This window comes from Halomonas sp. 113, assembly GCF_904067645.1.
Lineage (GTDB): Bacteria > Pseudomonadota > Gammaproteobacteria > Pseudomonadales > Halomonadaceae > Vreelandella > Vreelandella titanicae.
Map to the genome: position 1 here is coordinate 458992 of NZ_LR881453.1, position 22130 is coordinate 481121.

The following is a 22130-nucleotide window of genomic DNA, read 5'->3' on the forward strand; positions in this document are numbered from 1 at the left end:
CATGAGTGCAAGGACGTTGACTTGCCAAGTCACCGAGGTTGAGAACTTAAGCCCCGATGTGTTTGGCGTGACGCTAACTGGGCGCGCCGAAGCCATGCAGCATGCGCCGGGGCAATATTTAGAGCTTAAGCTGGATGACACCACCTGGGTGCCGTTTTCGATCGCCAGTGCCGATCGCAGCGATGGTGTTATCGAGCTGCATATTCAACACTGGCCGGAGCGGGATAACTCAGCGCGGCTGCGGGAACTGCTGCAGGTAGCCAATCAGCTCACGCTGCGTTTGCCCGGCGGTGAGTGCGTGCTTGATCGTGAGAGCGAAAGACCGCTGCTGCTGATTGCAGCAGGAACCGGTTTCTCCCAGATGAAAGCCATTGTCGAAGCGGTACTGCATGAACAGCCCGAACGAGAAATTTCGCTGTGGTGGGCCGCCCGCGAACACCGCGACCTCTATTTAGAGCAACTGGCCAGCCATTGGGCGCAAACCCACGCCAATGTCTGCTTTCATGCGGTAACCGAATCGCCCTTGGAAGAGCCGTTAGCAGCGGGCGAGCGGATTGCCCATCACCTGGGTCGTATTGATCAGGTGTTGAAAACCGCAGATATCACGCCAGAAACCCACGATGTTTATATCTCGGGTTCGCCCAATATGGTGTATGCCTGCCTGGATGTGCTCGACACAAAAGGCATAAAGCTTGAGCGGGTGTTTTCGGATGTGTTTGCCTACGCCCCTCGTTCTACTTAATATGATCACAGCGTTGTAACGTTCCCCCTGATATAGCGTTGGTAAAAAAGGAGGCTAACATGGCCCATCACGACGAAAACTTTAAAGACGATTCTGGTTTCCTGTCCATCTTTCTAGGCTTAGTGGTGCTGGTAAGTATGAGCGCGCTGCCCGCTACTATTGGTTGGGTACAAGCTTTTGGTGGTTGAGTGTTGCCATTTGCAGCGCTTGCAGGCAGGATAAAACGACAACGCCATGGCGGCAGCCCTGTCAAACGATTTACAGGGGCTAGTTATTGCCAGCGTAACTAACAGAATCTAGCGGAATATGGGCATGCAACGACTAACCACACCACATACAGTGAACCCACAACCAGAATTGGTTGGTGGTTTTGTGTTTTATGGGTATTGGTTTAGCTACGGTGTGCCCCTGGCCGACGCCTAACGTCGCGCCACCAGGCACACCACTCGGTTGCCTGCCGCAAGCACAGAAGCCCCGGTCGGTAACCCCGCCGGGGCTTCTGGCGTTTTGGGGCCTAGTGAGTTTCGGCAATAGTTATTCACCATTATTTCATCAAGGAGCAGCATCATGATTTATCGCGCACTGACTAACGCTTTCGCTACCAGCTTTGTGGGTTATGGCTATAGCTGGCGATTTAGCGACGCGCGGTCGGTGCTAGCTGCCACCTCCGACCGTGTTCACTTGGGTGGTCACACAACCATACGATGTCACACGATTGCGGAGAATTAATCATGAATGCGCCTGTCAGCCCTGTTATTAATAAAACCGTTGTATCCACTGCCCATGCTACTTCCCGGCTAACGCCTTCAGCGCCTGAGCCCAGTGCAAAGCGGCTGCCTACCCCCGCCGAACTCAGACAACGTATCTCGTTAAGCGCCCCGCTAAGTGAGCAAATTGCCCGCCAGCGACACGCCGTACAGCAAATTTTGAGTGGTCACGATGACCGCCTGCTCGTTGTCGTTGGCCCTTGCTCCGTTCACGATCCAGATGCAGCGCTGGAATACGCCGACCGCCTGGCTGCATTAAGCGAAGAGATCAGCGAACGTATTTTGCCGGTCATGCGCGTCTACGTTGAAAAGCCGCGCACCACAGTGGGCTGGAAAGGGCTGGCCTACGACCCAGGTTTGGATGGCAGTGGTGATATGCCACGTGGTTTGGCGCTCTCTCGTGAACTGATGCATGCCGTAGCCACTCGCGGCTTGCCGGTGGCTACCGAGCTTTTACAACCGATGCTGGCGCCCTACGTAGACGATTTACTAAGTTGGGTAGCGATTGGCGCACGCACCACCGAATCGCAACTGCACCGTGAGCTGGCCAGTGATTTGTCAGCGGCGGTGGGGTTCAAAAATGCCACCAGTGGTGATGTACAAGTGGCTATCGATGCCATGAGTGCGGCGGCCCACCCGCACCAGCGTTTCGCGGTAGACCCGCAAGGCTACCCGATCGTCCAGCAAACTGCAGGCAACCCGCACACCCACGTGGTGCTGCGTGGCGGGCACGGCGAGCCGAACTATCAGGCGCAACATGTACGCGCGGCAACCACCGCGCTGCGTAATGCCGGGCAAAACCCACGGCTAATGGTGGATTGCAGCCATGCCAATGCGCGTAAAGACCATCGCCGCCAGAGTGAAGTGATGCTGGATGTATTGGCGCAGCGTCAGGCAGGCGAAGCCAACCTGGTCGCGCTGATGCTGGAAAGTCACCTGTTCGAAGGCAAGCAGCCGCTCAAGCCTGGCGCCATGCGCTACGGCGTATCGGTCACCGACGCCTGCGTGGGCTGGGAAACGACCGAACACTTACTTAAAACGGCTGCAGAGCGTTTGGCGTAATTGCATTTGTAAAACGCTATTACTTGTTTGCCCTGGCCAGCCCCGTATCATAGGACATTTGCAGCGATAATGAGGCTGGCCATGGTATTTACCCTAGAACATCACGACCCCGAGACCTACCGCCGCAAAGCCCGCATGATCAGCTTTGCCATGGCGGGGCAACTGATTATTTTTGGCCTCCTGTTCTCAATGCTCCTTACCTCCACCTTTGGCAGCAGCCTATGGCTCAATGCCCTAGGCGTGCTACTTGGGCTATTGGCCACCAGCGCGCTATTTGCCGTGTTGCGTGAGCGCCCATGGATGACGGAGGTGCGCTATGTCTGGCAACTCAAACATCATTTGTCGCAAGTCAGTGGCTATCTTTCGCAACTGCGCAAAGCGGTGGAAGAGAGCAACCGCACGGCGCTGGATCTGCTCACTTTCTATCACCAGGGCATGGCGCAGTTGGCGGAGCTCAATGGGCGCACCACCGATGACGACGCCGAACGGCTAGCGGAAAAAATGCAGGTTAAAATCAAGCGCGAAGAGCTGGGGTTGCCCCCGCAGGTGGAAAGTATCGATACGCACGATCTGCAGGCGTTCAAACGCGGGTAAGAAGTTCAGCAAGCAATAGAATTAGTTATATAGGGAGCATGACATATGAATACGTTAAAAGCATGGGGTGGGGCCATCGCCGCAGTCGGTATGATGGTGGTACTCGGGGGGTGTGCAGCCACGCCCTCCACAGAAACTAAAGCCGCTAACCAAGCAACGCTGGATAACCGGGCACCCTTTCTGCCCTCGGCGCTTTTTCCCGGCTCTGCCCAGCGTTTTGATGCGTGGCACTGCGAACCCGCTCAGCAGCACTTAGTGGCTGCCACCAACGCCAACGATTTGCGCCTATGGTCGCTGCACGGCGCATGGCGGTTGCCCCAAGCCGTCGTGGCCAGCGGCGCCCGTTACCAAGATGGTGAGATCAGCTTCTGGAACCGGGGTGACGAGGCGCTAGTGGAAACGCCACGAGGGCAGCTGCAGTGCTCGTTGGCCGAGCAGCGTGACGCCTTAACCCGAGCTGAAAAGCCCGGCGTGATGTTCTTTGGTCAGGGTAACGAACCGGGCTGGACGGTTGCGTTAGCAAATGACACGCCGACACTGACGATGGAAACGAACTACGGGGAAGAGCGTCTCCAGCTACCTTATATGGTTAGTGTGATGGACAATGAAGCTGGTCGAGTCGTGATTGAAAACGCTGACGTGGAGCCCTTTTTCCGCGTGCGTATCGATGCTGGGGCCTGTTTCGATAATATGAGCGGCAAGCCTTTTCCCGCGCGCGTTACGCTGACCTATGGTGGGGAGCAGTATAGCGGCTGTGGCCAAGGTATTGCTCCCTAGACGTCCTTGATGAAGCGCTAGCTCAGCAGCGATAAACCACACGCTCGGCCCGCCACTCATGCGCCTCGAAATCGCTGGCGCACAGGGCCGAGGTGTTACCTGCGGCACGAGCGGCGAGGCGCGATAGCGTTTGCATCTGAATACCGCGGGTACTCTCCAACTGTTCGCTTACCGCAAGCGGTACCCAGTGTTCTTCCTCTAACGTTGCCAGGGTAAAGCTAAACGGATGGAAGCCTGGGAAGCCGAGCCGAATATCGGTGGCGATCAGCGTCTCTTTTCCTTCTAGCAGCCGCGTTTCATAGCGTAAAAAAGAACCCGCAAACCACATTAAACGCTCTCCCTGTTGGCTGGCCAGGGCGAACGTCTCTAGCCCAGCGTTACGAATTAATGGTTCGAAACGCGGTTGACGGTCGCCGTCAAACACACTAATCAGGCTTTCATGGTAGCGATCCCCGTCGATCACCGTGGCGCGCCATAGCACAATGTTAAACGGCGTTGGCTGTATCAGTAGCGGAGCCTCTTCAAGACCCTGTTCTGCCAGGGCAGGGGCAAGACGTTGCTCTACCACTAATTTCGCCCCTGCTGCCATCATTAGGTAAACACTTGTGATGACCAGTCCCCATGTGCAGGCTTTACGTACCCGCTGAGAGACCAAGGCAACGCCCAAGGTAAATAGCAGCGGCAGTGTATAGAGCGGATCGATAATAAAAATAATCGGCCACGCGGTGGGAGCGAGATCAAGAGGCCAAAGCAACTGGGTGCCGTAAGTAGTTAGTGCATCAAGCAAAGGATGGGTAATCAGAATAAGAGCAAAAAAGCACCACCAGCGGGGTAGGCTAATATCTTTTGCAGGAGCAAATCGTGTGCATAGCAGCGCCAACAGGGTGGCTAACCCTGTTAGTACAAAAAGCGAATGGCTAAAACCGCGATGCTCGGTGACATTGGCGACGGCGTCGCCATAATCCAGCGCTACATCAAAATCGGGCAGGGTGCCGAGTACGGCACCGATAAGGATGGCCTTGCGGCCAAGGCGGCGGCCCAGTACGGCCCCGCCAATGGCTGCGCCAAGCGCGGCTTGAGTGACTGAATCCACAGGTTTCTCCGACGGGTAAACCCAGCTAAGATAAACGTTATAATTTAATTATACAGCGTTGCAGCGATTTATTTCTGTTGTCACGTTTTTGTAAAGTATGACCAAGGCCGTTTTTAACAGGAGTCGATATGCAATATCTACATACCATGGTGCGTGTCAGTGACCTGAATGCTTCGCTGCATTTTTACTGCGATCTGCTGGGTCTTAAAGAAGTTCGCCGAAAAGAGAACGAGAAAGGACGCTTCACGCTAGTGTTTCTGGCCGCACCAGAAGATGAGCCACGCTCAGAGCGGCTGACGGCTCCGGAGCTTGAGCTGACGTATAACTGGGATCCCGAAGAGTACACCGGTGGGCGTAATTTCGGCCACCTAGCCTATCGGGTGGATGACATTTATGCGCTCTGCCAACACCTTCAGGACAACGGCGTGACGATTAACCGCCCACCTCGTGATGGCCATATGGCGTTTGTTAAATCACCGGACGGAATCTCTGTGGAGCTGCTGCAAAAAGGCGATGCCCTGGCACCACAAGAGCCATGGGCTTCTATGGAAAACACCGGTAGCTGGTAACAATGACAAAAGGAACGATCACCATGAAAGGTTGGCGCTTATTACCACTGTTGGCTTCCGCTGCGCTACTGTTAAGTGCTTGTAGCAGTTCGCCGGGGCCAAGTTCTACACCACAACGGGGCGCCAACGATGCCTCGCTTGAGGGCGCTATTGTTGAGCAGCGTTGGAACCTACTGTTGGTGGGGACTGATGAGCGGCTCTCTATGCCGGAAACGCCATTTTTCGAGATTTCAAAAGAGGGCAAAGTTAGCGGTTACGACGGCTGTAATCGCTTTACTGGCGAAGCAACACTCGGTGAGAACCAGCGCATTGAGTTTAGCCCGTTAGCCACCACCCGCATGGCGTGCCCGCAAATGGGCGATGCCAAGCGGGTCACGGATATGCTGGAGACCGCCTATCGGTATTTGATTGACCATGATCGATTGGTCTTCTTTGGCCCGGATAGCCGGGTGCTAGGCGGCTGGCGCGAAGGCAACTGATTCAGCCAGTTAGCCTTTAAAAGGCGGATTGAAGCGGGCGATAAAGCGCGCATCAATCCGCTTTTTCCATTGCCATACCCACTTGCCGGAAACTCCAAAGCCACCGCGGCTGGCAATCGCGCGGCCGTCGCCAGTGCCAATGAGTGCCAACACCCGTTTGGGTGGCTGCCAGGGGAGCAACGGTTCGCCGTAGCAGGCACGGCGAAGGTTATCCGCTAAGTGTGGCCCCATGCGCACCGCATAAACCCCTGCGTTAGGCAGCGCTGGGGTAAACGCTGCACAGTCGCCAGCGGCAAACATATTCGGCTGGTCGCTAACCTTCAGTGAATGGTCAACGCGGATAAAGCCGTGTTGATCCAACGGCAGATCAGTCCCCGCCAGCCAAGGGTGGCCGACAGCCCCCGTTGCCCACAGGACGATGTCCGCATCGATGCGTTTACCGTTCTGGGTGGTTACTCCGCCTTCAATCAGCATTTCGCCGCGTTGTTCAACGTGAACGGTAATCCCTGCCTGTGACAGCGCGCGTCGCATTAGCCAGCGTGGCACGCGCCCGGCATCGGGCAAGAGTGCGTTAGAGGCGCTGAGCAAATGCCCCTGCCAATCAATATCCGGACGCTGTTTGCGCAACTGGGCCAGCACGCTCATTAGTGTTTCACAGCCCGCAGCGCCACCGCCAACGCCCACCACCCGTTGGGCACCGCCGCTGGGTAAGTGGCTAATGTCATTTTCCAGTGCCTGCCAGCGCTGGTGCAGACTACTCAATGGGCGCATGGCGAGTAGCTTGGGGAGGTTCTCCCCATGCTGCTGAGGAGACGTCAGGGTCGAACCGATGTTGACGGAGGCCACGTCAAAGTTAACGCGCTCGCCATTTGCCAGCACTACGTAACGCTCCTGGGTGTTGATCGTGTTCGCTGGGGAAAGAATTAGCCGAGCATTGGCTCTTTGGCACAATGCTTCCACGTCGATCTGTGTCTTGCGCAGCGTACACTCCCCCGCTAGCCATGCGGGTACGCTGCCGGAGTAAGCTGCTAAAGGACTATCACTCACCACGGTAATCGCGATGCTTGGTTCAGGCTGTTTGGCAAAGGCTTCGAGTACAAAGGCGTGGGCATGGCCCGCACCCATGAGTAATAATTGCTGCATGGACATCGCCTATAGAAGAAGCAAGGTGCTGTTGGGGATTAACAGACAAAGACTTGGTTTTTACCCGCCAATTTAGCCAGATACATGCCTTGATCCGCCCGCTCAAATAGCTGGCGAGGCCGGTCGCCGGGCTGGGCGAGGGTCAGGCCGATACTGATTGTTAATTGGCCAGCGATGTCGAAGATGTGTTGCTCCACGTTGCGGCAGAGCCGGTTAGCCAGCTTTAGACTAGCGTCTTGGTCAAGCCCCTTGGATATAATGACGAACTCTTCACCTCCCCAACGCCCAAAGTGATCCTCATGTCTCAACGTTTCCTGCACTAACTGAGCCATATTACGCAAGATATCATCGCCGGTTGCATGCCCATAGGTATCGTTAATATTTTTAAAATCATCAATATCAAACATCAACATGGCAAAACTGACTGACGAATTGATCAAATCCTCAATCACCAGCTCTGTATAGTAGCGGTTCCAGCATTTTGTTAAGGGGTCGGTGTGGGCCAAGCCCTCAAGGCGTTGATTGGTTTTGGTTAACTGGCGGTTGAGATGAACGACCTCCTGGGCCGTTATGGCCACGGCTAAATCGTCGGCCAGCTCAATCATCATGGAGGCTTCCTGCGGCATCCAATAACTCAAGACGTCTTGAAGCATCGTATCAGCAACCAGAGCGGGGAGTAGCGGCTGTTGGCGAAATAGTAGTAACCAACCCAAGGAAGCATTGGCGACGCTTAGCGGGGCCGCTAAACCTCCTTGGCAGCTGCCATTCAGCTCGGTGATTTCGTCATGGGGATTGTGTTGATTCAACTGCTGTAAATGATGAAATAACTGGTGCTTCGAGGGACACTCGCCAAAGCAGTGAAGATCGCCCTGATAAGCCAGCGCAATGCCTTCGGCCTGAAAAATATCGCACCAGCTAGCGCCATGATGCTGCAAAATATCATCAATGGAAGTCAGTTTTTTAATATCTCTGGACAGCAATCTGCGGCGAGACTTTAAACCTGATTGGCGAGTGACCATACGCTCTGCTTTTAACAAGCGTAAGCGTTGGGATGCAAGATCGACGAGTAGCTGGATCCACTTGCCAGGCCCAGCGTGAACCGCAGGTGGATGCCCAATATACCCCCACACTTCATGCTCGCCCTTTAGTTCATACAGTTGCAGCTCTGAGGCGGCTAGATCGTCGTAACAATGAATAGCGAGCAGCGCGTGGTGAGAGGCGAGGGTACTTTCCAACGGATAGTAGTACGCCAAACGAAGGTTTCCTGTGCTTAAGCGGCGATAAAGTGCCACTGGTTGACCCTGGGTAAGCGCATGCAGCGTTTTGGTCAGCAGTTCAAAAAGCTCGAGAGGGGTTGCCGAGCGGCATAGTAGCGCCAGCTTATGACACAGGTCGTCGAGATTTTGCACCGATGGAGATAGTGTGCCACTCATTCTGAATGACTCCTCAAGCGCCGCATTTCAGCGCTTAGCATAGCAACTCGCCTAATACTGCTAAGCGAAAACTCGAAATTGAATTAATGATTCAATCAAAAGGTGAACCGTTATTCAACTGTTATTGAACAATCGCTTCACATTGGCGGCATGAATGAAAAAATCATGTTCGCCGAGCGTCTAAAAGCGGCACTGGAAGCAGCGGGTTACGAAGCGCGGCCGTCAGTGCTTGAGCGGGAATTTAATCTGCGCTATTGGGGAAAGCCGATCACGTTTCAGGCCGTTAGGCGCTGGCTGCGTGGTGATTCGATCCCCAGTCAGGATAAGCTCCAGGTTTTGGCTCGCTGGCTGTTAGTAGACCCGCACCACTTGCGCTACGGCGTTAGCACCGCTTATACGGTCAGCGAACCTTCCGCAAGTTGGGACGTTTCATCCACCAGTGAAGAGCGCCAATTGCTGGCACTCTACCGGGAGCTTCCCGCTGCCCAGCGTAAAGTAGTGCGCGAAATTATTGAAACATTCGCTAAAGTGCACCCGCCTGCTAACGGGCGTAACGATTAGGTCGACTTATTTTTTCTAATTATCTTTCAATTCGATGTGCTAGGTGTCAATTTTCTTAGCTGAACTGTCACCGCGTCGCCAATTGAAGTAGTGCTTCAATAGTGCCAGCACTCGTTCGGGCTTGTGGGCGTTTTTCCACACCCCGGCAGTGGCCTTTGCCGCCTCGCCCAGCGTGGGGTAGGGGTGGATGGTACCCAGTAGTTTGTTGAGGCCCAGACCGTGCTTCATGGCGAGGGTAAATTCACCCAGCCATTCACCGGCGTTTTCCGCCACGATGGTTGCACCGAGAATCTTGTCTCTGCCAGGCACGGTAAGCACTTTGATAAAGCCTTGAGTGGCACCTTCGGCGATGGCGCGGTCGCTTTCGCCCATGGCGTAGCGGGTAACTTCAAAGGCAATGCTCTGTGCGTTAGCCTCTTTTTCGTTTAATCCCACCCTTGCCACTTCCGGCTGTACATAGGTGACGGCGGGCATATAGCGGTAATCCACCGCAAAGCTTTTCAGCTCGCCGAACAGCGCATTGACGGCCGCATGCCACGCCTGGTGAGCAGCAGCGTGGGTAAGCTGATAAGGCCCTGCCAAATCACCGCAGGCCCAGATATTGGGTAGGCGGGTTTGCAGACGCTCGTTAAGTTCAAGGGGGCCCGCTTGGGTGGTCGTGATGCCTAGCGCTTCGAGCCCTAAGCCTTCCACATTGGCCTGGCGACCGGCACTCACCAGCAGGTAGTCCAACGGTAGTATTTTGCGGTCGCCGTCATGCTCCACCACTAGCTGATAGCCTGTCTCTCCGTTGAGAACTTCCAACGCCCTGGCATCGGTCATCACCGACACGCCTTCGCCCGCCAGGGTGCTTTCGATTAGCTCACCGACCTCTGGATCTTCACGGCCCAGCAGTTGGGAAACGCCTTCCACCAGGGTGACCTGGCTACCCAGGCGAGCGAAGCTCTGACTTAGCTCACAACCAATGGCACCGCCGCCCAGCACCACTAAACGCTTGGGCAATTCAGTAAGCGACCAGAGGTTCTCGGAAGTTAAAACGGGGGCGCTCTTAATACCCGGTAGCGACGGCACCCGGGGACGTGCGCCGGTGGCCAGCACGATATGCCGGGCGGTGAGGATTTTATCGCCGACCTGTATTTCCCAGGGCGAGATCAGCCTGGCGTGCTCTTGGTACACCTCAACGCCCAAGCCGTTATAGCGCTCTATACTGTCGTGGGGTTCGATATCGCTAATCGACTGATGCACATGGCCCATCACCTTGGCAAAGTCGACCTGCGGCTCGCTGGCAGTCACTCCGAACCGGTGTGCGGTGCGAACCTCATGGGCGGCGCGGGCGGCACGAATTAACGCTTTAGACGGAACGCAGCCGGTATTCAGGCAATCGCCGCCCATCTTGTGTTTTTCCACCAACGCCACTTTGGCGTTCACGGCGCTGGCGATATAGCTGGTAACCAGCCCGGCTGAGCCGCCGCCGATCACCACAATGTCGTAGTCAAAGCCCGCTGGCCGGGTAAAACCTTTATAAGCTTTGCGCTTCTGAACCAGCTGTACAATGCGTCGAGCTATCCAGGGGAAGATGGCCAGCAGTAAAAACGAGGCGATAAGCGTCGGTGAAAGAATACCCCCAAGGCTCTCTAGCTCGCCCAACTGCCCACCCGCATTCACATAGATGGCGGTGCCGGGCAGCATCGCGAGCTGGCTTACCCAATAAAAAGTGACGGTTTTTATGCGCGTTAGACCCATGACCAGGTTGATCATAAAGAACGGAAATACCGGCACTAAACGCAGGGTAAATAGATAAAGAGCGCCATCGCGCTCCACGCCGCGATTCACCGAGGCAAACTGGCGTGGAAAGCGCTTTTCGATAGGGCCACGGAAAAGAAACCGTGAAAGTAGAAAGGCCAGCGTGGCCCCCATGGTGCTAGCGAAGGAGACAATCAGTAGCCCCCAGCCGAGCCCAAATAGCGCACCGCCAAGTAAGGTCATCAGCGTGGCGCCCGGCAGTGAGAGCGCCGTTATCACCACATAAACAGCAAAAAAGATCCCCGCTACCTGCCAAGGATTTTGAGTAAATGCCGTTTGGAAGTCGCTTTGGTATGCTTTGATGGTTTCCAGGGTGAACCATTGATGGGCACCGCTAATGAAAAACACGCCAATGGCTGTGATCAGTAGCGCTGCAATAATCAAACGTTGTCGGGTCACAATAAAAACTCCAGCGCTAATAAGGGAAGTATCGGTTGTCACTGAGTGAGGAGAGTGCCCGTTTCCTTACACTGAAACGGCTAATTAGAGATTCTCTAGCTCCTTCCAGCGCTGCCAGTCTTCAGGGCGATCCACGTCCCAAATAGTCGCGGGGTAGGCGACCTGGAGGCCTAATGCTTCAATACGCTGCTGCGTGGTGGTCAGCACGCTTTGGGTACCCCAGGGGATATCTTCAAACAACGCAGGGTAGTCTTGCCGGGTACCCACAAAGCCGTAGCCGCCATCTTCGGCGGGCAACATCACCACCTCAAAGCTGGCTAGCTGCTGTGCGCAGGTGGTGATTAGCGCGCTGGTGATGCTTGGGCAATCACTGCCCATTAGCATAGCGGGCCCTGGAGTACTGTTCAGGGCATGGCGAACCCTTGCGCCTAAGTCACCCTCTGGCTGGGCGCTTAGCGTCACACCAAATGCCTCGCGAAGCTCGATAAACAGCGGGTGGGCGTGATCAAGCGCTGTCCATAGTGTGACATTGGCGGCAGGCAGCGCTTTGCAGGCATTTGCGACGCAGTGGCGTACCAGCTCCGCGTGGGCGTTGGCCGCACCTTCCAAACCGAGTAGGGGCGACAGGCGCGTTTTAGCTTGCCCCGCCAGCGGCGCTTTGGCTAGCAGGTGCAGGTGGGGCGTTTCAGCGGGCATCGCGATACTCCTTGGCGAGTTGGGTTGCGCTAACGCCGCGCCAGTAGCGGTAGCGCAGCCGCCACATCAGGCGGATCGTTTTCCAAGCGCCGACCTCATCCCAGCGCCTGCCCGAGCTTACCACTTTCGCCTGCAAACAGGCGGGCCGAGACACCCGTTTGAGTCGTTTAGACAGTTCAATGTCTTCCATCAGTGGCTGTTCGGGAAAACCACCGGCTGCTTTGAAAGTGCTCGCACGCATAAACATGCCCTGGTCGCCGGTGGCGATGCCGGTGAGCCGTGAGCGTTGGTTCATCATCCAGCTCACCACGGGCAGCCAGCCGCTGCGGCCTGCAAGCTCAATATCAAAGCGCCCCCAGGCGTGGCCGTTAAGCGCTTGGGTTATCTGCTCAACGGCGTTCTTGGGCAAGTGAGTATCCGCGTGCAGGAACAGCAGTGCGGGCGCAGTGGCATGCTGAGCGCCCAGGTTCATTTGCAATGCTCGTCCGGCTGGGCTGCTGAGCACTCGATCTGCTAGTGGTTTGGCAATGTGAGCGCTGGCATCACTGCTCCCGCCATCCACGACAATGATCTCAACGGGTATCGCAATGCGCTGGTCGCGCAGCGCTTGTAGCGGTGTCAGTGACGCCTCAATTCCCGTGGCCTCGTTAAGCACCGGTATCACGATGCTCAGCCGAGGTGGTTGGTCAGCCGAGCTCAATAACCGGCCCTCCTGCTGCATTGGCGTCCTCGTGGTCGTGGGTGACCAGGAGCGCAGGTAGGCCTGCTGTGTGCAATTGGCTAAACACCAGTGTGCGCATCTCCTGGCGCAGCGCCGTATCCAGCTTGGAAAACGGCTCGTCCAGCAGCACCGCTCGCGGCTTGGAGAGCAGCAGGCGCATCAACGCCACGCGTGATTGCTGGCCGCCGGAAAGGGTGGCGGGGTCGCGGGACTCAAAGCCTGCTAGCCCAACCTGTTCAAGTGCCTGAGTAACCTGCTGGCGCTTGTCTTTTAGATGGCGAGGCAGTCCGAAGCGCAAGTTGCCGCCCACGCTTAAGTGCGGAAATAGCAGCGGATCCTGAAACAGAAGCCCGATGTTGCGCTGTTCGGCGGGAAGGCTGAGCAAATTGCGCTCGCCCAGCCATACGCCGCCGCTGGCGGTGAATTCGCGATCAAGGAAGCCTGCAATATACGCCAATAAAGTGGATTTTCCCGACCCCGAAGGCCCCATTACCGTGAGTACTTCACCGGAGCTAATCGTGGCATCCACTGCCAGTAACTCACGGCCTGCCAGGGCGATGCTAACTTGCTCAAGGCGTAGCGGCGCGCAAAAAGAAGCTGTCACATTGTCCCTCTTAAGTAGCTAAATCACGGCGGTGGGTACCCAATAAACGGGGCAGCCCTAGCGCAAGCATAAAGCCAATCAACGGTAACCCAGCCTGCACTAATGCCCAGACGCCGATTAAACGTCGATTACTGCCAGAGGCAAGCGCGACTGCCTCGGTCGTCACGGTGGTCACGCGGCCCGCACCGAGTAACTGGGTGGGTAAGTATTGGCCAATACTCACTGCCAAGCCTACGGCAAACGCTGTTAACAGCGGCGCGAGCAACAGCGGCAGGCGAACCCGCCAAAAAGCGGCACTGCGTGACACCCCCAGTGAACGCGCTACTTTGAGCCAACGCGGATCCAAGCGGCGATAGGTCTCAGCCAAGGAGAGGTACACATAGGGCAGTACAAACAGCAGGTGACCAGCGATAACCAAGCCAAGTTGAGGGCGAATGCCCAGGCTTTCAGCGGCCACGATTAGCCCAAATAGAAACGCAATTTGCGGCACTAATAGGGGTAAATAGAGTAACCATAACGCGCGCTTGGGTTGAATGTGCTGACGGTGTTCATTTTCCAGCGTTGCTAGCACTAGCGCCGTAGCCAAGGCGGTAGAAACAAGTCCAATCAATGCCGTATTAATGAGCGGTGTAGCCAGCATAGGGCCGCTGCGTTGCCAGTGATCCAGCGTTAGCATCTGTGGCAACACTTCTGGAAAGCGCCAAAAACCGGCCAGTGAAAATAGCCCCAACCCAACCAAGGCTGCCAGCGCTGTGATACTCGAAAACAGTAATGCCGAGCGGCCAACGAGGCGCAGGATGATTTCGCCACGCTGGCGGCTGCCATTGATCAGCCAGTACCGCGTCAGGCTGCGGATCAGCTGTTCTAACAACCACCAACACAGCAGTGCAGCGACAGTGACGCCCAGTTGCAGTACCGCCGCCGCCGAGGCCATAAAACGCTGGCTGATATCCGGGTCGTTGAACCAACCCAAGATAGATACGCTCAGCGTGGGGGGCAGCTTCGGGCCAAGAATCAGTGCCATATCGACGACCGAAGTGGCATAGGCGATCACTGCATAAACCGGCAGGCGAATCAGTGGGTAGAGCGAGGGAAGCACCGTTTTTAACCAGCCGATGGTAGGCGAGTAACCTAGCGATCTTGCCAGCATCAAGCGCTTCTCCGGCGCTAACTGCGGCAGTGCCGCCAGGCTCATCAGCAGCAAAAACGGTACTTCTTTTAGTACCAACCCCGCCATTAGGGAGAATCCCCAGGGATCGTTGATGATCAGCATGTCCAGGGGGCGCTCCCATCCTGTTAGCGACGGCGATATCAGCCGCGCCACCAAACCCGAAGGGGCAATCAAAAAGGCAAACCCAAAGGCGATAGCGGCGTGAGGGATGGCGAGCAGCGGTGATACCAACCGTCGTATGCCGCGATCTAACCAAGTGCCCCGACTGGCGGCCAAAAACAGCACCACAATTACCAGCGCTACGGCTGTGCTGACTAACCCGCTGGCAAAGCTAACCATCACTGAACGTCCTAGCCCCGGCTGGTCGAACAGCATTTGCCAGGGGGCTAAACTAGCGCCATGGCCGCCTAGCGTTGGTAAGTAGCCAAACGCAGGCAGCAGCACCATCATCAGACCCGCCCCAACGGGGAGTACTAGCAGGGCAATGATGAGTGCTGGGGCCAGTCGCAGCATCGTTAGTTAACGCCGTAACGCTCAAGCCAGGCATTTTGCAGGGCGGTCATCCAACTGGGGTGTGGTTCGGGTAGGGTGTTGGACAGCGCGTCCGCCGGTAGCTCGGAAGGATGGCGATCACCCTGCTCGAACAGCGCCTGATTCTCGGCGTCTAGCTGATCGATATCCAGTACGCTGCGGTCTCCCCACATCGCTAGCGACTGCTTTTGCGCCTGAGCTTCCGGTGAAAGCAGGAAATTGGCGAGCACCATGGCCCCGGCTTTATGCGGCGAGTTATAGGGGATCGCCACAAAGTGAACGTTACCCAAAGTGCCGCCTTCCAGCACGTAGCTGCGCACGCTTTCGGGCAGCTCATACTCCATGACTGCCACGGCGGCATCGGTGGGGTAGAACGAAAAAGCCAAACTTAGCTCGCCGTCGCTCATCAACGTGCGCAGGTTGGGGCCGGAGTCGGGAAAGGTACGACCACTGCGCCACAGGTGCGGGTGCAGCGCATCTAAATAGGCCCACAGAGGTTTGGTGACAGCCTCAAAGTCGCTTTCTGAAACTGGCTGGTAAAGCGCCTCCTCCTGATCGGTGAGCTCGATCAGCGCCTGCTTTAAAAAGGTGCTGCCGGTGAAGTCGGGAATACGCGGATAGCTGAACTGGCCGGGATTGGCTTTGGCCCAGGCGAGTAGTGCCTGCATATTCTGGGGTGGTGTCTCGGTTTGAGCGCTATCGTAAAAAAAGGTGATCTGCGCTTTACCCCAGGGCGATTCATAGCCTTCTGTAGGTAACGTGAAGTCGGTCACCACCTCAGGGTTATCGGCGGCATTGGTGAGCGCAAAATGGGGCAGCGACTCAGCGAAGGGGCCAAACAGCAGGTCGCTTTCGCGCATCGCAGCGAAGTTCTCGCCGTTGATCCAAATCAGGTCGATACTGCCCTCGGTGTGGTTGCCCGCCTGCTTTTCTGCCAGTACCCGAGCTACCGCGCTGCCGGTATCGTCCAGCTTTACGTGTTCCACATCGACGCCGTACTGTGCCTGCATTTGCTCCGCCACCCAGTCGATGTAGCGATTGGTGCGCGTATCACCGCCCCAGGCATTCCAGTAAACGGTTTGGCCTTCGGCCTGTGCCACGACACTTTGCCAATCACTAGGGTCGGGGTTGGCTGATGCCGGAACCGTGAAGGCAAGCATCGTGGTGACAATAGCGAGGCGAAGAGGGTGGCGAGTAGGCATCGAATATCCCTTTTGTTAGAAGCGTAAGCACAGCTAAGAAATATTAGTAAAATTAGATGTTATAGGGAAACCTGCAAACACTGTAGCTCGCTGTGCACGTGATCAATAATGTTTAACGATAAGTAGTGCTCAACGCGGTCGCGCACGTGGTCGATCACGGCGGGATCCGTGAGTTCAGCGGACCAGTCTTCCCCGCGCTGCTGGGCATCTACGGCGTTTAAGTGCTGGGCGCGCCACTTGGCACACCAGGTTAACGACCAGAGCCAGGTAGCGCGGCGACAGGCAATGAGGGTGTCGATGTCCGGCGTTTCACCCATGGTGGCTTGCCAGCGGCGATAAAAGCTAATCACGTCACTTAGCGATAGCACCGCTTGGCTGCTTACGTCCCAGGTGGTCGAGGTGTAGAGGCTGGTGTGGGCGAGGTCGATACCCGGCAGGCCGTAGCGGCACTTCTCTAAATCCACCAACACCGCGCGGCCATCGTCGTGGATTAAGAAGTTGCCAGGGTGGGTGTCAAAGCTAATCAGTGTCGGCGCGGCATCGCTTAAGTGAGGTGGCAGTAAGTCCAGCTCCTGCTTAATGCGCTGGGTGACCTTGCTCGAAAGTTGCGCGTCGCTCAACCAGTTAGCCTGCTGACGCACTTCATCTATCATCGCTTGCCATGGGTCTTCGGGGGCAAGCAGTGGTGCCTGCTCTGCGACACTGGGCAGCGGTTGGCTATGCAAGCTGGCTAGAGCATCCGCGATGGCAGGCAGGTCTTCCGGCAACTTGGCCAAGCGGCCACGGATAGCCTCAACCAGTAACCCACCCCGGGGCAGTGCCTCGCTCGGCGGCAGAGTGCCGTAAAGTGCTGGCGTGTGTCCGCCAGGACTAGAGCGCTGGTAGCAGGCAGTCTGATAGGCAAGGTTCTCTTCAGGCGGCAGATTCATCTGACTCTGCTTCGGCAGTCGCGCCACCCAGTCATCGCCCACGCTGCGATGGATCCACACATGATCATGGGCCAGCCCGGTATCCGCCATCGGCGTAAGCTCATGGTATGCAATCCCGGCCCGCTTTAATTCGCTTGCCAGAGCCTGTAAACGCGCTTCGGTTGGTGTCGGCATAGAGCAGTCCGTGTCGTTGCTGAATCAGCGATGCCACTTAGTGGCCGTTCTTGTACCAACCTTACACGTTTCGTAAGAAAATGTGGTTAAAGTGAGTGGTAAGGGGACCAATATGTCATGCGCTAGCGCTGCATAGATATTATGAGTCATAACTAATAAGTTAATTATCTTCGGAGTATTTTCTGCTAGCGTTGTGGTTAAGTAGATTTTGTGGGATTAGAGCTGGCGTTGTCGGGATTGCTTACCGTTAACAGCCATCGCCATTTACGCGCGAGCAATAGCGGGTGCCTGGTTCATTATTATTGAGACGGCAGTTTTTGTATCGGGGGAATTATGATTCGCACCACCGAAGAGCTATACCAGCTATATCCTGAGCCAAAGGAGAGAGCGCTGAAGAAGCAGCTATCGCGACTTGACCGGCACTGTCAGCGATTTATCGAGCTTTCTCCCTTTGTGGTCATCGCCACTGGAAACGCGTCGGGCTTTGATGCGTCGCCACGTGGAGGAGAGCCAGGTTTTATCAAGGTGGTTGATGACCTTACTTTGGTAATTCCAGATTCTCCAGGTAATAACCGATTGGATTCACTTAAAAATATTGTCGAGAGCGGTCAGGCTGGATTGCTGTTTTTAATCCCAGGGATCGATGAGACGCTACGCATAAATGGCGCGGCGCATGTCTCGGTGGATGAAGAAAAGCTGCAGCTTTTTGCATCAGAGAAGCGAGCACCAAAAGTGGTTATTGAGGTGACGGTTGAGGAGGCTTACCTTCACTGCGCTAAAGCCTTTATGCGCTCCAAACTATGGGCAGATGAGAGCCGTCGCGAGCGTTCCGTATTGCCGACGATGGGGCAGATGATTCACGAGCAAATAGGTCGTAGCGGCTCCCCCGAGTCACAGGAAGAGATGCTTGCGCGTTACGCACAAGATATTTAGCACCTCAGGGGCCCTCATCATCATGCAGGAAGATCTCGATCATGAGTGACGTAAAGAGCAGAGTATTAACCCCGCAAGATTGGCAGCTTTATAAGTTGGCGCGGTTGAACTCTCTTGAGGATGCGCCTGACTCTTTTGGCTCAACTTACGAGCAGGAAGTAACGCTCTCAGACACTGAATGGCAGACACGCTTGGATCTGAAATGGCGAGGCCTGGACGCTCTGCCCTTAATTGCTGAGTTGGAGGGCCAAGCGGTTGGCCTAGCCTGGGGGGTAATACATGAGCCCGATACGAAAATGGCGCATATCTACCAAATGTGGGTTTCACCTGCGCTGCGAGGGAAGGGGATCGCCAAGTCGCTTCTAGGTGAAATTAGTACCTGGGCTGTAAATAAAGGGTGTGAGTGTATAAAGCTCGCAGTAACAACAAGCAACGAAGCTGCAGTTGGTTTTTATACCTCGTCTGGATATCTTCCAACGGGGCCGCTTGAAGCGCTGAGGGTTGGTTCCGCGCTTATGGTGCAGCCAATGGTTAAACGGTTGGGTAATACGCAATAACACTCAGTCTGAGTGAACCGAAATAGTAGATGACAGCTTCAAATTCAAAAATATCGAATTTAATTTAAAAGAGCATTTCTGTTAGCCCAATGCTCTCAGTACAGCCTTTGGTTTCTTGGCAACGCTATGCAGTAATGCCAGCGCTGGGCCATGGGGAGTGCGATCACCTCGTTCCCAATGTCGTAGTACGGTTATCAGCATTGCCACGTTAACTGTAACCGCCCATTTTTTGAAACCGCACTGCGCATTCATTCTTGTGTCGTCAGGGCTTCACGAAATAGGGTCTCGCGAAAGAGGGCCTCAATGCGTTCCTGGGTACGGGCATACCAAGTCTCGTCCTTGGTCACCGCACCCTGGGCGTTGATGGGGTGGGTGGGAATATGCAGGCGCATGTCCAGGCCACTGTCGCGGTGGGTGGTAACCTGCATAGCAGCAGAGCGTCGCGTTGGGCCATAGGGGATATGCCGGGCCAACTCCACTTGGCGCTCGCTGGTGGTGGCGAAGCGGATAAATGTTTGGGCCGCCTCGGGGTTCGGGGCACCGCGGGGGATCGCCCAGGTCTCATGTTCCTGGAGCTGGCCGTCCCAGAGGATCTCGATGGGCAGGTCGCGCTCCACCATGGCGGCGAAGAAGCGGCCATTGTAGCCGGAAGCCATGACCACCTGGCCCTCCTCCAGCAGGCGCACCGGGGTTTCACCGGCCTCCCACCAGTGGAGTTTGTCGATGCCTTGCAGCCGGGCGAAGGCCAGGTCCAGGCCACGGCGGGTACTGAGCAGGCGGTAGAGTTCTTCCCGGGGGACCCGGTAGGAGAGCAGCGCCCACTCCAGATTAGCCGCCGGCGTGCGTTGCAAGGCCCGAGGGCCAGGGAAGCGCTGTTGATCGAAGAGATCGGCGATGCGAGTGGGGCGCTCTCCGGGGAACGCATCACGGCGATAGGCCACGACAGTGGCAAAAATTGAATGGCTGATAAAACAGTGCCCTAGGGCACCAGAGAAGAAATCCTGGGGTGCCGGGGTACCGTCCGGCGCGGGGGCCGCCAGTTCGGGGGGTAGCGGCTCCAGCAGCCCTTCTTCGCAGGCTGCCATGGCCTCGCTGCGGGTCATATCGAGTACGTCCCAGGGGACATCGTTCTCCGCCACGGCCTGGCGCAGTTCCGTCAGGCCGCCGTTATAGCTGTCCACTGCCACCGGTACATCATGGGCCACGGTGAAGGGTGTGAAGAGGGCAAGGCGCTGGGCGTGCTCGTAGGCACCGCCCCAGCTCAATACCGTCAGAGAGTCGGCAGCGTCGGGCACTCCCGCCCTGATGGGGGTTGCCAGGACGAGCAGCCCGGCCAGAAGTCCTGGGATCAATCGTCTAGCCAGCACCGTGTTCCTCCCGTCGTAGGGCGTCGCTGTGATGCAAGAAGGCTCGAGCAATGCTCGACTCATAGGCCACCCCCAAGAAGCGCCGTTCGTCATCCACGACGGCGATGGCCTCGCCGGTGACCTTTTGTAGCTGCTGCATTGCCTCCCAAAGCGAGGCGTGCGGCTCTAGCACTGGGCGGGGCGTTTCGGGACAGTCGGCCAGGGTTGTAGCCTCGCTGCCTTCGCGGAGGGTCTCAAGGCCTGCCAGAGTCACGCAGCCTTGGTAGCGGCCTCGGTCGTCCACCAGATAAGCTTCGCCATGGCCCGCTTGACTAAGGCGCGAGATGGCCGCTTTCAGTGGGGTCGCGGGGGCCAGGGTGACGGCATCATGACTAATCAACTCGGTCAACCGCGCCTCCTGGAGCACGGCGCGGCTGCGGCCAGCGGAGAGATCCAAACCACGGCGGGCTAATTGAATATCGAATAGCGAGCGGCCGAACAGTTGGGCGGCCAGAGGATTGGCTAGCGTGACGCTGGCCAGGGCGGCGGTGGTCAACGCATAACTGCCGGTAAGTTCGAAGACGATCAGCAGGGTGGTAAGAGGCGCGCCGAGAACCGGTGCGGTGACCGCGACCATGCCGCACACCGCATAGAAGATAAACGTCTCCTGGCCGCCCCCCAGCTCCGCTACCAGGGTGCCCGCTAGGGCACCGAAGAGGGTGCCGATCACCAGCGCTGGGCTGAAGACACCACCAGCGAAGCCCAGCCCCAGGCACAAAGCGGTCGCGGCCAGCTTTAGTAGCAGTACCATCAGCAGCTCGCCGCCGCTATAGGCCCCGGGCAAGGTGGCGAAGCGCAGGGTTTCTTGGCCCATGCCGAGAATATCGGGTACCCAAAGAGCCGTTAGGCCGAGCAAAGCCCCGGCTAGTGCGGGATGAAGGCTGGTGGGCAGCGGTAGCCGCTTGGCCAGCTGGCCCATGGCAAGAATGGCATGCATATAGCCTCCAGCCACCAAGGCGCCTAGGCCACCCAAGGCTAGGAAAAGGGCGAATTCCCAAGGTTGAGGCACGCCAGGCTCAGTGATATGGAACAGCGTCCCCTGAGCAAGCAACTGAGTGGCCAGCACATAGCCGACGATGGCGGCGGAAGCCACTGGCGCGAAGGCGCGCAGGGCATAGTGGCGTAGCACGACTTCGTGGGCGAAGACAATGCCCGCCAGTGGTGCATTAAAGGCCGCAGCGATGGCTGCGGCTACCCCGCAAGCGATAGTGATATTGTCCTCTGAGCGCCCCAGGCGCAGCAAGCGTGTGATTAGGGAGCCGAGAGTCGCGCCGAGATGTACCAGGGGGCCGTACTGACCCACCGAGGCGCCTGCGCCTAACGACACCAAACCGCTTAACGCTGAGAGAGCACCAGCCTGGGCGGGTAGGCGACCTCGGCGGGTCTGGACGGCTGCGATGGCGTCGGCAGGGGTATGGGGGCGGCCCCCAGGCAGGCCGCGGTGCAGTTGACCAACGAGCAGCCCCCCAAGGGTTGGCACCAGCAGGGTAGCCAGTATCACCAGAGAGGTGTCTGCAGCCATCATCTGGCCTCGGGGGGAGATCAACAGCAGGTCGTTGAGCCATACCACCGCATTGACGAAGCCAACGGCTACAAGAGCCGCCACTCCGCCGACGACACTGCCCAAGAGTACCAAGCCAAGGAAACGCAAGACTGCCAGGGGGTGTCGGGGCGAAACGCTGTCTGTGCTGGGGGAGTCCATTTACCCGTTATAGGCGCTATCCGATCAGCGGGCAAGCGCGCCGGCGCCATGCAGTCAGAGCTGCCTGGCGCCGGGGGAGGAC

General features: G+C 56.8%; 23 protein-coding genes. 10 read left to right on the forward strand and 13 right to left on the reverse strand.

What is annotated here, in order from left to right; translation table 11 throughout:
* Nucleotide 1 precedes the first annotated feature (1 nt).
* Nucleotides 2-742 carry an FAD-binding oxidoreductase gene (locus tag YERSI8AC_RS02375; protein WP_138800403.1) on the forward strand — a complete coding sequence of 247 codons (741 nt, stop codon included), beginning with the start codon at nt 2-4 and terminating at the stop codon, nt 740-742.
* Nucleotides 743-801: 59 nt separating this feature from the next.
* Nucleotides 802-930, forward strand: a complete 129-nt coding sequence (locus YERSI8AC_RS02380; protein WP_022520180.1) for a hypothetical protein — start codon at nt 802-804, stop codon at nt 928-930.
* A 231-nt stretch (nt 931-1161) separates the two neighbouring features.
* On the opposite strand, the gene YERSI8AC_RS02385 is transcribed toward YERSI8AC_RS02380, so the two are convergent.
* Complete coding sequence (locus YERSI8AC_RS02385) at nt 1162-1311, reverse strand: hypothetical protein (RefSeq protein ID WP_159175997.1); 150 nt, start codon at nt 1309-1311, stop codon at nt 1162-1164.
* Nucleotides 1312-1473: 162 nt separating this feature from the next.
* Here YERSI8AC_RS02385 and YERSI8AC_RS02390 point away from each other — a divergent pair, with 162 nt between their 5' ends.
* The 3 genes from YERSI8AC_RS02390 (at nt 1474) to YERSI8AC_RS02400 (ending at nt 3942) form a co-directional block, all read left to right on the forward strand.
* Nucleotides 1474-2571 carry a 3-deoxy-7-phosphoheptulonate synthase gene (locus YERSI8AC_RS02390; RefSeq protein WP_138800404.1) on the forward strand — a complete coding sequence of 366 codons (1098 nt, stop codon included), beginning with the start codon at nt 1474-1476 and terminating at the stop codon, nt 2569-2571.
* Between the two features lie 81 nt (nt 2572-2652).
* Nucleotides 2653-3165, forward strand: a complete 513-nt coding sequence (locus YERSI8AC_RS02395; protein ID WP_022520177.1) for a DUF3087 family protein — start codon at nt 2653-2655, stop codon at nt 3163-3165.
* Between the two features lie 45 nt (nt 3166-3210).
* Nucleotides 3211-3942 (forward strand): MliC family protein, encoded by a 732-nt coding sequence (locus YERSI8AC_RS02400; protein ID WP_009288499.1) that lies wholly within the window; start codon nt 3211-3213, stop codon nt 3940-3942.
* A gap of 22 nt (nt 3943-3964) precedes the next feature.
* Here YERSI8AC_RS02400 and YERSI8AC_RS02405 read toward each other — a convergent pair whose 3' ends face one another.
* Complete coding sequence (locus YERSI8AC_RS02405; protein ID WP_138800405.1) at nt 3965-5035, reverse strand: metal-dependent hydrolase; 1071 nt, start codon at nt 5033-5035, stop codon at nt 3965-3967.
* Between the two features lie 128 nt (nt 5036-5163).
* Between YERSI8AC_RS02405 and gloA the strand changes: the two genes are divergently transcribed.
* Both gloA and YERSI8AC_RS02415 read left to right on the forward strand, forming a co-directional pair.
* Nucleotides 5164-5604: a lactoylglutathione lyase gene (gene gloA / locus YERSI8AC_RS02410; protein WP_022520174.1), complete on the forward strand. Its 441-nt coding sequence runs from the start codon at nt 5164-5166 to the stop codon at nt 5602-5604.
* Nucleotides 5605-5627: 23 nt separating this feature from the next.
* Nucleotides 5628-6083 (forward strand): META domain-containing protein, encoded by a 456-nt coding sequence (locus tag YERSI8AC_RS02415; protein WP_022520173.1) that lies wholly within the window; start codon nt 5628-5630, stop codon nt 6081-6083.
* Nucleotides 6084-6092: 9 nt separating this feature from the next.
* On the opposite strand, the gene YERSI8AC_RS02420 is transcribed toward YERSI8AC_RS02415, so the two are convergent.
* The gene (locus tag YERSI8AC_RS02420; protein ID WP_138800407.1) at nt 6093-7232 is read right to left on the reverse strand and encodes an FAD-dependent oxidoreductase; all 1140 of its coding nucleotides are present in this window, start codon (nt 7230-7232) and stop codon (nt 6093-6095) included.
* A 32-nt stretch (nt 7233-7264) separates the two neighbouring features.
* On the reverse strand, nt 7265-8659 hold the full coding sequence (locus YERSI8AC_RS02425; RefSeq protein WP_022520171.1) for a GGDEF domain-containing protein: 1395 nt from the start codon (nt 8657-8659) through the stop codon (nt 7265-7267).
* Nucleotides 8660-8824: 165 nt separating this feature from the next.
* On the opposite strand from YERSI8AC_RS02425, the gene YERSI8AC_RS02430 reads away from it, so the two are divergent.
* On the forward strand, nt 8825-9220 hold the full coding sequence (locus YERSI8AC_RS02430) for a transcriptional regulator (RefSeq protein ID WP_278370519.1): 396 nt from the start codon (nt 8825-8827) through the stop codon (nt 9218-9220).
* Between the two features lie 39 nt (nt 9221-9259).
* On the opposite strand, the gene YERSI8AC_RS02435 is transcribed toward YERSI8AC_RS02430, so the two are convergent.
* From YERSI8AC_RS02435 to YERSI8AC_RS02465, 7 genes are all read right to left on the reverse strand, one after another.
* On the reverse strand, nt 9260-11422 hold the full coding sequence (locus tag YERSI8AC_RS02435; protein WP_022520169.1) for an FAD-dependent oxidoreductase: 2163 nt from the start codon (nt 11420-11422) through the stop codon (nt 9260-9262).
* A gap of 84 nt (nt 11423-11506) precedes the next feature.
* Nucleotides 11507-12118, reverse strand: coding sequence for a TIGR04282 family arsenosugar biosynthesis glycosyltransferase (locus tag YERSI8AC_RS02440; RefSeq protein ID WP_022520168.1), 612 nt, complete (start codon nt 12116-12118; stop codon nt 11507-11509).
* A complete protein-coding gene (locus tag YERSI8AC_RS02445; protein WP_039860670.1) occupies nt 12108-12818 on the reverse strand; it encodes a TIGR04283 family arsenosugar biosynthesis glycosyltransferase in 711 nt (236 codons plus the stop codon). Before YERSI8AC_RS02445 ends, YERSI8AC_RS02440 begins: the two co-directional genes overlap by 11 nt.
* Nucleotides 12805-13443 carry an ATP-binding cassette domain-containing protein gene (locus tag YERSI8AC_RS02450; RefSeq protein ID WP_022520166.1) on the reverse strand — a complete coding sequence of 213 codons (639 nt, stop codon included), beginning with the start codon at nt 13441-13443 and terminating at the stop codon, nt 12805-12807. Before YERSI8AC_RS02450 ends, YERSI8AC_RS02445 begins: the two co-directional genes overlap by 14 nt.
* Nucleotides 13444-13453: 10 nt before the next feature.
* Nucleotides 13454-15127 (reverse strand): ABC transporter permease, encoded by a 1674-nt coding sequence (locus YERSI8AC_RS02455; protein WP_022520165.1) that lies wholly within the window; start codon nt 15125-15127, stop codon nt 13454-13456.
* A gap of 2 nt (nt 15128-15129) precedes the next feature.
* The gene (locus YERSI8AC_RS02460) at nt 15130-16347 is read right to left on the reverse strand and encodes an ABC transporter substrate-binding protein (RefSeq protein WP_027957787.1); all 1218 of its coding nucleotides are present in this window, start codon (nt 16345-16347) and stop codon (nt 15130-15132) included.
* Nucleotides 16348-16406: 59 nt separating this feature from the next.
* The gene (locus YERSI8AC_RS02465) at nt 16407-17450 is read right to left on the reverse strand and encodes an aminoglycoside phosphotransferase family protein (RefSeq protein ID WP_009288508.1); all 1044 of its coding nucleotides are present in this window, start codon (nt 17448-17450) and stop codon (nt 16407-16409) included.
* A gap of 333 nt (nt 17451-17783) precedes the next feature.
* Here YERSI8AC_RS02465 and YERSI8AC_RS02470 point away from each other — a divergent pair, with 333 nt between their 5' ends.
* Both YERSI8AC_RS02470 and YERSI8AC_RS02475 read left to right on the forward strand, forming a co-directional pair.
* Nucleotides 17784-18383, forward strand: coding sequence for a pyridoxamine 5'-phosphate oxidase family protein (locus YERSI8AC_RS02470; protein WP_138800410.1), 600 nt, complete (start codon nt 17784-17786; stop codon nt 18381-18383).
* Between the two features lie 41 nt (nt 18384-18424).
* Nucleotides 18425-18940, forward strand: a complete 516-nt coding sequence (locus YERSI8AC_RS02475; protein WP_022520162.1) for a GNAT family N-acetyltransferase — start codon at nt 18425-18427, stop codon at nt 18938-18940.
* A 248-nt stretch (nt 18941-19188) separates the two neighbouring features.
* Here the strand turns inward: YERSI8AC_RS02475 and YERSI8AC_RS02480 are convergent, their stop codons facing one another.
* Both YERSI8AC_RS02480 and YERSI8AC_RS02485 read right to left on the reverse strand, forming a co-directional pair.
* Nucleotides 19189-20370, reverse strand: a complete 1182-nt coding sequence (locus YERSI8AC_RS02480) for an extracellular solute-binding protein (RefSeq protein WP_159175998.1) — start codon at nt 20368-20370, stop codon at nt 19189-19191.
* The gene (locus YERSI8AC_RS02485; protein ID WP_159175999.1) at nt 20297-22048 is read right to left on the reverse strand and encodes a chloride channel protein; all 1752 of its coding nucleotides are present in this window, start codon (nt 22046-22048) and stop codon (nt 20297-20299) included. The genes YERSI8AC_RS02480 and YERSI8AC_RS02485 overlap by 74 nt, the downstream gene beginning before the upstream one ends.
* Nucleotides 22049-22130: the final 82 nt, after the last annotated feature.

Excerpts from the sequence above, each read along its gene's own strand:
- YERSI8AC_RS02375 (WP_138800403.1), top strand. The coding sequence starts at position 2 with ATGAGTGCAAGGACGTTGACTTGCCAAGTCACCGAGGTTGAGAACTTA.
- YERSI8AC_RS02380 (WP_022520180.1), top strand. The coding sequence starts at position 802 with ATGGCCCATCACGACGAAAACTTTAAAGACGATTCTGGTTTCCTGTCC.
- YERSI8AC_RS02385 (WP_159175997.1), bottom strand. The coding sequence starts at position 1,311 with ATGATGCTGCTCCTTGATGAAATAATGGTGAATAACTATTGCCGAAAC.
- YERSI8AC_RS02390 (WP_138800404.1), top strand. The coding sequence starts at position 1,474 with ATGAATGCGCCTGTCAGCCCTGTTATTAATAAAACCGTTGTATCCACT.
- YERSI8AC_RS02395 (WP_022520177.1), top strand. The coding sequence starts at position 2,653 with ATGGTATTTACCCTAGAACATCACGACCCCGAGACCTACCGCCGCAAA.
- YERSI8AC_RS02400 (WP_009288499.1), top strand. The coding sequence starts at position 3,211 with ATGAATACGTTAAAAGCATGGGGTGGGGCCATCGCCGCAGTCGGTATG.
- gloA (WP_022520174.1), top strand. The coding sequence starts at position 5,164 with ATGCAATATCTACATACCATGGTGCGTGTCAGTGACCTGAATGCTTCG.
- YERSI8AC_RS02415 (WP_022520173.1), top strand. The coding sequence starts at position 5,628 with ATGAAAGGTTGGCGCTTATTACCACTGTTGGCTTCCGCTGCGCTACTG.
- YERSI8AC_RS02420 (WP_138800407.1), bottom strand. The coding sequence starts at position 7,232 with ATGTCCATGCAGCAATTATTACTCATGGGTGCGGGCCATGCCCACGCC.
- YERSI8AC_RS02425 (WP_022520171.1), bottom strand. The coding sequence starts at position 8,659 with ATGAGTGGCACACTATCTCCATCGGTGCAAAATCTCGACGACCTGTGT.
- YERSI8AC_RS02430 (WP_278370519.1), top strand. The coding sequence starts at position 8,825 with ATGTTCGCCGAGCGTCTAAAAGCGGCACTGGAAGCAGCGGGTTACGAA.
- YERSI8AC_RS02440 (WP_022520168.1), bottom strand. The coding sequence starts at position 12,118 with ATGCCCGCTGAAACGCCCCACCTGCACCTGCTAGCCAAAGCGCCGCTG.
- YERSI8AC_RS02455 (WP_022520165.1), bottom strand. The coding sequence starts at position 15,127 with ATGCTGCGACTGGCCCCAGCACTCATCATTGCCCTGCTAGTACTCCCC.
- YERSI8AC_RS02460 (WP_027957787.1), bottom strand. The coding sequence starts at position 16,347 with ATGCCTACTCGCCACCCTCTTCGCCTCGCTATTGTCACCACGATGCTT.
- YERSI8AC_RS02465 (WP_009288508.1), bottom strand. The coding sequence starts at position 17,450 with ATGCCGACACCAACCGAAGCGCGTTTACAGGCTCTGGCAAGCGAATTA.
- YERSI8AC_RS02470 (WP_138800410.1), top strand. The coding sequence starts at position 17,784 with ATGATTCGCACCACCGAAGAGCTATACCAGCTATATCCTGAGCCAAAG.
- YERSI8AC_RS02475 (WP_022520162.1), top strand. The coding sequence starts at position 18,425 with ATGAGTGACGTAAAGAGCAGAGTATTAACCCCGCAAGATTGGCAGCTT.
- YERSI8AC_RS02480 (WP_159175998.1), bottom strand. The coding sequence starts at position 20,370 with ATGAGTCGAGCATTGCTCGAGCCTTCTTGCATCACAGCGACGCCCTAC.
- YERSI8AC_RS02485 (WP_159175999.1), bottom strand. The coding sequence starts at position 22,048 with ATGGACTCCCCCAGCACAGACAGCGTTTCGCCCCGACACCCCCTGGCA.